We start from the raw sequence: 10,053 nt of genomic DNA, 5'->3' as shown, positions 1-10,053 counted from the left end.
GCATGGAACCTACTGACCTAGAGCTAACCACTTCCGAGTCCAGCATTGAAGAGCGCGCCCTGCCCAACTGGTACGTTATTCAGTGCAAAGGCAGCGAATCATTCCGCGCGGCCGAACACCTCGCTCACCAGGGTTATGAGGTGTTTCATCCAGTACTGAATGTACAACGCAAGCGCCAGGGCAAGCTTGCCACGGTGAGCGAACCGCTGTTTCCCTATTACCTGTTTATTCGTTTAGACCTGGTTGTCAGCAATTGGCGCCCCATTCGCTCTACCCGTGGTGTATTACGCCTGCTGACGTTTGGCAATACGCCCATTAGCGTGCCCAATACACTGGTGGAGACGCTTCGCGCCCAACCTCACCGCTCAGAAGGGAGCCATACCTATTTCTGCGCAGGCGAAAAAGTCACCATTACTGACGGCCCCTTTAAAGACCTTGACGCTATATTCGAACGCTGCAAGGGCGAAGAGCGCGCCATTGTGTTGCTGAATGTACTCCAGCGCCCGCAACATCTTAACGTGCCGATTGAACTGTTGCGTAAGCCATAAAAGGTGAGCACCCCCAACGGTTCGCTGCGGCCTGCTTCGCCTAATACGTAATCAAGGCTACCAGAAGACGTTCATAAGATTATCCTGCTAATGTTGAGCCCTACAGTGGCCTGCTTGGCATATCGCACAAGGATAATTCAATGAACCTCGACCCTCATTACTACCCGGCCGCCTCCCGACGCATGGTGACGTTGGGTAAGCGCGGCATGGTCGCCACCTCCCAAACGCTTGCCGCCCAAGTGGGTGCCGATATTCTGCGTAATGGCGGCAACGCAATTGACGCGGCTATTGCGACCGCCGCCGCACTTACCGTGGTTGAGCCCACCTCCAACGGTATTGGCAGCGATGCATTTGCCCTGGTGTGGGTGAAGGATACATTACACGGCCTGAATGCCAGCGGCAGAGCCCCAATGGGGATTAGTATTGATGCCGTACGAGAGCTTGGCCTGGATGCAATGCCCGCCCACGGACTAACCCCAGTGACCGTACCCGGCGCCCCCGCTGCCTGGGCCACGCTTTCTGAGCGCTTTGGCACGCTTCCCCTTGCGACACTGCTGGCTCCGGCGATTACCCTGGCCGAAGAGGGCTTTGCGGTTTCTCCCGTGGTGAGTCAGCTATGGCAAAAAGCCTTCACCCGTTACAAGCAGTACAACCGCCCAGAGTTTGCCCCCTGGTTTGAACACTTTGCACCACACGGCCATGCCCCAAAAGCGGGCGACATTTGGCATTCACCCGACATGGCCAACACGCTACGCGCGATAGCTGAAAGCGGCGCCAATGTGTTCTACGAAGGCGAGCTAGCCGATGCCATGGATGATTTTTCGCGCCAGCATGGTGGCTTTCTACGCAAGGAAGATCTTGCAGCCTTCACACCTGAATGGGTTGACCCTATTAGCACTCACTATCGCGGTCATGATATCTGGGAAATCCCGCCCAACGGCTGCGGTTTAATCGCACTACAGGCACTCGGCATGCTGGAATCACTGGGCGATGAGCCACGTGATGCGATTGAATCGCTGCATCGCCGCATCGAAGCGACCAAGCTGGGTTATGTAGATGGCCTACGTTATATCACCGAGCGTGAAGCTATGGCACCAAGCGTCGAACAGATGCTCTCACCGGCCTACTTGGCGCAGCGCAGTAAGTTGATCGGAAACGAAGCCATTGACCCCGTACACGGTAATCCACTTCTGGGCGGCACGGTATACCTCGCCACTGCGGATGACGAAGGCAATATGGTCTCGTTTATCCAAAGCAACTTTGAAGGCTTCGGTTCAGGTACTGTCGTGCCAGGCACCGGTATCAGCCTGCAAAACCGGGGCTGGTCATTCTCACTTAACGAAGAAGACGCCAACGTATTGCGCCCCGGCAAGCGCACCTACCACACCATAATCCCCGGCTTTATCACCAAGGATAATCAAGCGGTCGGCCCCTTCGGCGTTATGGGCGGTTACATGCAGCCTCAAGGCCATGTACAGGTAGTTACCAGCCTGCTGGAAGACAGGCTCAACCCACAGGCGGCACTGGACCTACCGCGCTGGAAATGGGTAGCAGGCAAAACCGTTGAGGTGGAACCCAGCTTTCCCGACCACCTCGCCCAAGCATTAGAACGACGCGGGCATCACATTGTCAGGACGAACGATGCACTGACCTTTGGCCGCGGGCAAATTATCCTACGCAACGCCGCCACCGGCACATTCCAGGGCGGCACCGAACCCCGCACAGACGGCGCCGCTCTGCCCGTATAGCGCCGGTAAACGCCATTACCGCGCCCGATGGTTAAGGCCACGCCTCACCAACATGGCAATTGTAGCCCGCACTACGGTTGAAGCACTCCGCATTGATATGCGCAGAATTGTAGCGCGTGGTAACGCAGGCGAGGAACGAGCCTGCAGCACCCGCGAAAGGCGGCGCCAGCCGCCCGGATGCGCCGCCTTGGCCCGGAGCCGCACCCAACACCAACCCCGGCAGCGCGGTGCGCTGCTTTTGCGCCGGGCCGCCGCTGCGGGTGCGCTTCGCTTACCGCGCCCGATGGTTGAATCACGCCACAACAGCATGGCAATTGTAGCGCGCGGTAACGCAGGCGAGGAACGAGCCTACGGCACCCGCGAAAGGCGGCGCCAGCCGCCCGGGTGCGCCGCCCAGGCTTGAAAACCGCACCCAACCCCGGCAGCGCAGGGCGCTGCTTTGCGCCGGGCCGCCGCTGCGGGTGCGCTTCGCTTACACCGCACTACGATTGAGCCTCGCCAGCATGGCAATGAATACTGACGCTACGTATCGTATTTCGTTTAAATATCGTTTAACTGACTTTGTTAATATTCTGCTTTTTTAAGTAAAACACTGCGACTTTGGTCTAAATTCCGCTATTTTTTTACTCATTCCGAAACGACATAGGGTATGCAAGAAAGCGCATCCCCCGTTTAATGTCCCTCAAATAGCTGACCAGCTAACAACGTCTTTAGTAATTACACATGGTATTTTTTCATGCCCTACGTTCACGATACGCTGTCCCGTTTAAAGCTTAGCAGCCCCGCTCAGGTTGAATTTTATCAAGCGGCAGAAGAAGTATTAGAGTGTTTGCGCCCTCTGTTTGAGCGTCAGCCGCACTACCTGCAGCACAGCATTATTGAGCGTATGGTCGAACCAGAGCGCCAAATCATGTTCCGCGTTTGCTGGTTAGATGATGCTGGCTGCGTACAGGTCAACAAAGGCTATCGTATTCAGTTCAACTCAGCCCTTGGGCCCTACAAAGGCGGCTTACGCTTTCACCCAAGCGTTACGGCAGGCACCATCAAGTTTTTAGGGTTTGAGCAAATTTTCAAAAACGCCTTAACCGGGCTGCCTATCGGCGGCGGCAAAGGTGGCTCTGACTTCGACCCCAAGGGTAAGTCAGACAACGAAATCATGCGTTTTTGCCAAGCCTTCATGTCAGAGCTTTACCGCCACATCGGCCCTACCCGCGATGTACCGGCTGGCGACATTGGCGTTGGCGCGCGTGAAATTGGCTATATGTATGGGCAGTACAAACGTCTGACAGGTCGCTATGAAGGCGTATTAACCGGCAAAGGCCTAAACTGGGGCGGCTCGCTTGGTCGTAAAGAAGCCACCGGATACGGCGCTGTTTACTTCGCGCAAAACATGCTGGCGGCCCGCGGCGAGACCCTGGAAGGCAAAACCTGCCTGGTATCCGGCGCGGGGAACGTGTCCATTTATACCATTGAAAAACTGTATGAGCTGGGCGCCACCCCCATCACCTGTAGCGACTCACGCGGCACAGTCCACGATCCAAAGGGTATCGACCTTGGGCTTCTTAAGCAGCTTAAAGAAGTCAAACGGGTATCGCTTGAAGAGTACCTAAGCGAGCACCCTGACGCGCACTACATTAGCGCACGGGATTATCCGCAAGGTGGGCATGCGGTTTGGCACATTCAGGCAGACGCCGCTTTCCCCTGTGCCACCCAAAACGAGCTAACCGAGCTTGATGCCAAAACGCTTCTCGCCAATCAGGTTACCTGTGTGAGCGAAGGCGCCAACATGCCTTCGACCACCGAGGCTGTTGACTGCTTCCTGGCCGCTAAAATTGCCTATGGCCCAGGTAAAGCCGCTAATGCCGGCGGCGTGGCGACAAGCCAGCTGGAGATGGCGCAGAACAGCAGCATGGAGCAGTGGCCCTTGGAAAAAGTTGACCAAAAACTCAAAGAGATAATGGCCAATATTTTCCAACAGTGCGCCACCACGGCGGAAGAGTTTGGCGACCCCACCAACCTGGTACTGGGCGCTAATATTGCCGGGTTCAGAAAGGTGGCGGATGCCATGATTGAGCAAGGAGTAATGTAATCGCCTTCCTCTGCTAGATCGCTTACACTGGTCATGGCGAACAGTCCTCCCTTTTCAGGGAGGACTGTTTTTATTGACAGCTATAAAATCGTTTATTTACTGTTAAATAAAAGTATCCGATTGATTTCATTGCTTTCCAAGGAGAGTGACCATGGGACAACGTCCTCCCATTACTATTAACCGTCTTGATGCAGAGCGCTTGCAGCGCTTGATTGATAACGCTACGGATAAAGAGCTTGCCGTGGCCACGCTGCTTGAGGAAGAGCTATCCCGCGGGGAAGTGATTGATCCCCAGGAAATCCCCGACAACGTGGTCAGCATGAACAGCCAAATCCGCTTCACTGACTTAACCCGTGGGCGCCAAATGGTGCGTACACTGGTTTACCCCCATGCACTCAGCACGGTTGAGGACGGCATTTCGGTAATGGCACCCATTGGCGCGGGCCTTATCGGCCTTAAAGTAGGCGATATTATTGATTGGCCTTTACCCAATAACTCCGAAGTCCGCCTGCGTATCGACGCTATCTTGTGGCAGCCCGAACGCGAAAAGCAGCACCATCGTTAAACGCTCTTACCGCCTTTTGGCACCATCGCGGGCGCGCCAAAGCCCTGCCGCGCACTACATTCAAACCTTGTAATGTGGCGTAAGCGTTAGCGCACCCGCGAGCAAAATGCCCTCAAGATGACATACACCTCATAAGCCATTAACCTTACCTCGTAATATTTATAATATTTTAAAGGAAGGCAGTAATGGCAATCTATCGGCGAGCCTACGTGCCCGGAGGCAGCTATTTCTTTACGGTCGTGACCCATTCACGCCAGCCGCTGCTCGCCGATCAACTCAATATTAATGCGCTTGGGAGAGCTTTTCGTCGAGTACGCGAGGAGCAACCTTTTGTGATGGAGGCGTTTGTACTTCTCCCCGACCACCTTCACTGCCTTTGGACCCTCCCGGAAGATGATTCTGATTACTCTTCTCGCTGGAGAGATATCAAAAAGTATGCATCGAAAGATTTTCTCCTTCCCTCTGGCAACCCAAACGCTTGGCAACGAGGCTTTTGGGAGCACGTTATTCGGGACGAAAACGACTGGCAGCGGCATATCGATTACATTCACTACAACCCGGTGAAACACGGCTGGAGCAAAGCACCTCGCGATTGGAAGTGGTCAAGCTTCCATCAATACGTAAAAAAAGGGTGGTACGAAAGCGATTGGGGTTCAGAACGCATTCCCGACGTTTCCAAAATGGACTGGGAATAACAGCCTGTAAGTAGTATCTATTGCAAGGGGTGGTGCCAGCCGCCCGGATGTGCCGCACCCAATCCCGGCAGCGCGGTGCGCTGCTTTTGCGGGTGCGCTTCGCTTACACCGCACTACATGAACCTCTCCGTACCAATATAGCAAATCGTAGCGCGTGGTAACGCAGGCGAGGAACGAGCCTGCGGCACCCGCGAAAGGCGGCGCCAGCCGCCCGGGCGTGCCTCCTTGGCCCACCCCGGCAGCGCGGTGCGCTGCTTTTGCGGGTGCGCTTCGCTTACCGCGCACTACATGAACCTCTCCGTATCAATATAGCAAACCGTAGCGCGCGGTAACGCAGGCGAGGAACGAGCCTGCGGCACCCGCGAAAGGCGGCGTCAGCCGCCCGGATGTGCCACCTTGGTCTGGAGCCGCACTGCCTATGCATCATTTACGTGGTGGCGGCGCTTTTCTCGCTAATGCCCCCAAACAACAAAATCCGGGTTGAGGGTTTCGTTGGGGTTGGCATAACAAAGCGGGGTGCCGTCCAGGGTTACTACTCGTCCACCCGCTTGTTCGACGACCGCTTGCGCGGCGGCGGTGTCCCATAGGCTGGTGGGGCCGAGGCGTGGATATACATCGGCACTGCCTTCGGCGATGATGCCAAATTTCAACGAGCTGCCCATGGGCCTTGTCTCGTGGGGGCCTAGCTGTTTTAACCAATCTTCCAAATAGGGGCTGGCATGGGAACGGCTCCCCATTACGCGCCACGGGGTACCTTCTTTTGGCCTACCGGAAACATGAATAGCGACTCGCTGCCCGTACTTATCAATCTTAAACGCCCCCACGCCGCTAGCTGCGATATACGCCACGTTAAATACCGGTGCCAGCACAACGCCCAATACAGGCTTGCCGTTCTCGATGAGGGCGATATTCACCGTGAACTCATCATTACGCTTTACAAACTCTTTCGTGCCATCCAACGGGTCCACCAGCCAGTAGCGCCCGCTGGCATCCGGCCCGGTGAACGTCTCGCCCCCTTCTTCGGAAAGAATGGGGATCCCCTCTGGAAGCGCTTTCAGCTTGTCTAAAATAATCTGGTTTGCCGCGTTATCGGCGGCGGTAACGGGGCTGTTATCCGCTTTAATCGCTACATCGAACGGTTGAGCGTAAACACGTAAAATAGCATCGCCCGCCTCACGAGCAATCGCACATACTTCTGTTAACAATTCATTCATACCGCCCCCTTGTCTGCTACATCGTTTTAACCCGCACCCTTGGCTTTGTACGAAAACTGCTTGCGCTCGACCATACGGCGTTAAAAATCAGCTCAAAATACTCATTTACCCATGTAAACTCCGTTTTTTCGCTGATTTTTGCCTGGTCTGGCCTTCGCTCAGCGACTTTTCGTACAAACCCTAAAACGTAAAAGCCGCCAAAAATGGCGGCTTACGATGCAAACATATATACGTGCTAACTTACAGGTTATAGCCCGCTTCACGGGCAAGCGTGTTATTCGCTTGCAGCCAGCCTTCAATATGGCCGCAATCGAAGGTGCGCCCTTTCATTCGGAACGCCTGGACCTGCTGACCTTCCTGCATTAAGCGATCAATGGCGTCAGTCAACTGAATTTCATTACCAGCGCCAGGCGGCTGGTCGCGTAAAAGCTCCATAACCCGATACGGCAGAATATACCGGCCAATGACCGACAACCGTGAAGGCGCGTCTTCGGGCTTGGGTTTCTCGACCACGCCGCGCATATCCGCGCTTTCACCGGCGCTGGGCTCATCACAGTCAACAATACCATAACGATAAACATCTTCCTGAGGCACGGCTTCCACCATAATTTGCGCGGCGCTGCTGGCGTCCCAAAGCGCCACCATACGCCCCAAATCACAGGTAGTACTGCCTGGCTGGGGCTTTACCAACACATCCGGAAGGATAACCGCAAACGGCTCATCCTTACCCAGTAAATGCGCAGCACAAAAAACCGCATGCCCCAAGCCCTTAGCGTTTGCCTGGCGCACGCTGGTAATTTTAAGCTCTGGCGGGGCAATGGCTGCAAGCGTTGCCAGCAATGCATCTTTCCCCTTACTGGCCAGTGCATCCTCAAGCTCAACATGGGCATCAAAGTGGTCTTCAATCGCCGATTTACCTGAACGTGTCACCAGGATAATTTCATTAATGCCCGCTGCCAATGCTTCCTCTATGACGTGCTGAATTAAGGGGCGATCCACAACGGGCACCATTTCCTTGGGGATGGCCTTACTAATGGGCAACAACCGCGTACCAAAACCGGCGACGGGGATAATCGCTTTGCGCACCTGGGTCATTACTAATTTCCTTGTTTCATTTGGTAAAGGGCGCCACCTGCGGGCGGGTAACGCGCTATAAAATAGCCGAAAGCAACGCCCTTGCGCTTTCAATCAACTCATCCAAATGCTCAGGGCCTTTGAAGCTTTCAGCATATACCTTGTAGAGCGATTCCGTGCCGCTGGGGCGTGCAGCGAACCAGCCATTTTCGGTGGTCACCTTGATACCTCCAATGCTCGCCCCATTACCGGGCGCTGTCACCAACACAGCGGTAATCGCCTCTCCCGCCAGTGTTTGTGCCGTCACGCTGTCACTGTTCAGCTTTTTGAAAGCCGCTTTTTCTTCAGGCGTGCAAGCAGTATCGACCCGTTTATAGCAAGGCTCGCCGAAGCGCTGTGTCAACTCGCGATAATAGGCACTAGGGGTTTTACCAGTGACAGCCAAGATCTCTGCTGCCAGCAAGCACAGCGCGATACCGTCTTTATCGGTTGACCACGCTGCACCATCGCGGGTTAGCAGGCTGGCGCCAGCACTTTCTTCGCCACCAAAGGCCAACCACCCTTTATGTAGGCCTTCGACAAACCACTTAAATCCAACCGGTACTTCATAAAGCTCACGATTATGCGATGCCACCACCCGGTCGATCATGGAAGATGATACCAGCGTCTTACCAATTTTTAGCGACGCCGCCCACTCAGGCCGATGCGTCATCAGGTAATCAATACACACCGCTAAAAAGTGGTTCGGGTTCATCAAGCCATTGGCATCCACAATACCGTGGCGGTCGGCATCCGGGTCGTTGCCAAAGGCGATATCGAAGCGGTCTTTCACCGTTAACAGATTCGCCATCGCCGCCGAGCTTGAACAATCCATACGGGTTTTACCGTCATGGTCGGGCGGCATAAACGCAAAGGACGCCTCCACCTGGGCATTAACCACTTCCAGTGTCAGCGCATAGTGCTTTGCAACCGCCTGCCATACGGTCAGCGCAGTGCCGCCCATCGGGTCGGCCCCCAAACGTAGGCCTGCCCGCTGAATAGCCTGCATGTCGATAACGCTGCTCAGGCCTGCCACATAATGAGCGGTAAAATCATACTCCTCTGCGCAGGCAAGTGCTTCTTCTAGAGAAACAAGCGGCACATCATCCAATTCGCGCAGCAAGTACGCGTTGGCACGTAACTCAATCCACGATGTCACGTCGGTATCGGCCGGGCCACCGTGGGCGGGGTTGTACTTAATACCACCATCTTCAGGCGGATTATGCGACGGCGTAATAATCAAACCGTCGGCCAACGCTGCGTTGGACGCGTTGTGTTGCAAAATGGCGTGGCTTACCAAGGGCGTCGCGGTATAGCCGTGGCCTTTTTCAACCAATACCGGTACGTCGTTAGCGACCAATACCTGCAATGCACGTTCCCAGGCTGGCCTGGAAAGCGCGTGGGTATCGAAGCCTAGAAACAGCGGGCCCTGGTAGCCTGCCTCACGCCGAAAATCCACCACGGCTTGAGTAATAGCAGCAATATGCGCAGCGTTAAAAGTACGCTCACCTGCGCGGCCACGGTGGCCAGAAGTACCAAAGGCGACGCGTTCTTTGGCAACATTGGCATCGGGCATTTCGTCAAAAAATGCATTTATAATCGCTTCCATACAAACATCTTCCTAATCAGCTTAATCGTTGCTCTGCCGAGCCTGCCAAACGTGAGGGCCTATTGCTGGTCACTGATATATTGTGAGGCGCTAGCCTGCGGCACCCGCGAGAGGCGGTGCCAGAGCCGCCCGTGCATGGGCACCCAACGTCAACCCCGGCAGCGCTGTGCGCTGCTTTTGCGCCGGGCCGCCGCTGCGGGTGCGCTTCGCTTACCGCGCACTACATGAACCACTCCGCACCGATATAGCAAATCGTAGCGCGTGGTAACGCGGGCGAGGAACGAGCCTGCGGCACCCGCGAGAGGCGGTGCCAGCCGCCTAGGCATGGCAACCAACTCCAACCCCGGGCAGCGCGGTGCGCTGCTTTTGCGGGTGCGCTTCGCTTACCGCGCACTACATGAACCACTCCGCATTGATACAGCAAACCGTAGCGCGCGGTAACGCAGGCGAGGAACGAGCCTGCGGCACCCGC

At 55.4% G+C, this 10,053-nt stretch carries 9 protein-coding genes; 6 read left to right on the top strand and 3 right to left on the bottom strand.

The window, feature by feature from the left end; genetic code table 11:
* The first annotated feature begins 2 nt into the window (after positions 1 to 2).
* The 6 genes from rfaH to INT20_RS00220 all read left to right on the top strand — a co-directional run bounded on the left by rfaH (position 3) and on the right by INT20_RS00220 (position 5,645).
* Positions 3 to 548 carry a transcription/translation regulatory transformer protein RfaH gene (gene rfaH, locus INT20_RS00245; RefSeq protein ID WP_193053879.1) on the top strand — a complete coding sequence of 182 codons (546 nt, stop codon included), beginning with the start codon at positions 3 to 5 and terminating at the stop codon, positions 546 to 548.
* 140 nt (positions 549 to 688) lie between these two features.
* Positions 689 to 2,296, top strand: coding sequence for a gamma-glutamyltransferase family protein (locus INT20_RS00240; RefSeq protein ID WP_193056242.1), 1,608 nt, complete (start codon positions 689 to 691; stop codon positions 2,294 to 2,296).
* A gap of 52 nt (positions 2,297 to 2,348) precedes the next feature.
* On the top strand, positions 2,349 to 2,699 hold the full coding sequence (locus tag INT20_RS00235; protein WP_193056241.1) for a hypothetical protein: 351 nt from the start codon (positions 2,349 to 2,351) through the stop codon (positions 2,697 to 2,699).
* A gap of 333 nt (positions 2,700 to 3,032) precedes the next feature.
* Entirely contained in the window at positions 3,033 to 4,385 is a 1,353-nt protein-coding gene (gene gdhA / locus INT20_RS00230; protein ID WP_193056240.1) for an NADP-specific glutamate dehydrogenase, read from the top strand.
* Positions 4,386 to 4,536: 151 nt separating this feature from the next.
* Entirely contained in the window at positions 4,537 to 4,950 is a 414-nt protein-coding gene (gene rnk / locus INT20_RS00225; RefSeq protein ID WP_193056239.1) for a nucleoside diphosphate kinase regulator, read from the top strand.
* Between the two features lie 185 nt (positions 4,951 to 5,135).
* Entirely contained in the window at positions 5,136 to 5,645 is a 510-nt protein-coding gene (locus INT20_RS00220) for an REP-associated tyrosine transposase (protein ID WP_193056238.1), read from the top strand.
* 452 nt (positions 5,646 to 6,097) lie between these two features.
* Here INT20_RS00220 and cysQ read toward each other — a convergent pair whose 3' ends face one another.
* From cysQ to pgm, 3 genes are all read right to left on the bottom strand, one after another.
* A complete protein-coding gene (gene cysQ / locus INT20_RS00215; protein WP_193054196.1) occupies positions 6,098 to 6,859 on the bottom strand; it encodes a 3'(2'),5'-bisphosphate nucleotidase CysQ in 762 nt (253 codons plus the stop codon).
* Positions 6,860 to 7,099: 240 nt separating this feature from the next.
* Positions 7,100 to 7,954 carry a UTP--glucose-1-phosphate uridylyltransferase gene (locus INT20_RS00210; protein ID WP_193056237.1) on the bottom strand — a complete coding sequence of 285 codons (855 nt, stop codon included), beginning with the start codon at positions 7,952 to 7,954 and terminating at the stop codon, positions 7,100 to 7,102.
* Between the two features lie 55 nt (positions 7,955 to 8,009).
* Positions 8,010 to 9,581 carry a phosphoglucomutase (alpha-D-glucose-1,6-bisphosphate-dependent) gene (gene pgm / locus INT20_RS00205; protein WP_193056236.1) on the bottom strand — a complete coding sequence of 524 codons (1,572 nt, stop codon included), beginning with the start codon at positions 9,579 to 9,581 and terminating at the stop codon, positions 8,010 to 8,012.
* Positions 9,582 to 10,053: the final 472 nt, after the last annotated feature.

Origin of the sequence: Halomonas citrativorans, from assembly GCF_014898005.1 — a bacterium.
GTDB lineage: Bacteria > Pseudomonadota > Gammaproteobacteria > Pseudomonadales > Halomonadaceae > Vreelandella > Vreelandella citrativorans.
Note: the sequence above shows the minus strand (reverse complement) of the source record. Positions and strands in the feature narration are given on the sequence as shown.

What these genes read in the sequence shown, in the direction of transcription:
- cysQ (WP_193054196.1), bottom strand. Translation starts at nt 6,859, where the DNA reads ATGAATGAATTGTTAACAGAAGTATGTGCGATTGCTCGTGAGGCGGGC.
- gdhA (WP_193056240.1), top strand. Translation starts at nt 3,033, where the DNA reads ATGCCCTACGTTCACGATACGCTGTCCCGTTTAAAGCTTAGCAGCCCC.
- INT20_RS00220 (WP_193056238.1), top strand. Translation starts at nt 5,136, where the DNA reads ATGGCAATCTATCGGCGAGCCTACGTGCCCGGAGGCAGCTATTTCTTT.
- INT20_RS00235 (WP_193056241.1), top strand. Translation starts at nt 2,349, where the DNA reads ATGGCAATTGTAGCCCGCACTACGGTTGAAGCACTCCGCATTGATATG.
- rfaH (WP_193053879.1), top strand. Translation starts at nt 3, where the DNA reads ATGGAACCTACTGACCTAGAGCTAACCACTTCCGAGTCCAGCATTGAA.
- INT20_RS00210 (WP_193056237.1), bottom strand. Translation starts at nt 7,954, where the DNA reads ATGACCCAGGTGCGCAAAGCGATTATCCCCGTCGCCGGTTTTGGTACG.
- pgm (WP_193056236.1), bottom strand. Translation starts at nt 9,581, where the DNA reads ATGGAAGCGATTATAAATGCATTTTTTGACGAAATGCCCGATGCCAAT.
- rnk (WP_193056239.1), top strand. Translation starts at nt 4,537, where the DNA reads ATGGGACAACGTCCTCCCATTACTATTAACCGTCTTGATGCAGAGCGC.
- INT20_RS00240 (WP_193056242.1), top strand. Translation starts at nt 689, where the DNA reads ATGAACCTCGACCCTCATTACTACCCGGCCGCCTCCCGACGCATGGTG.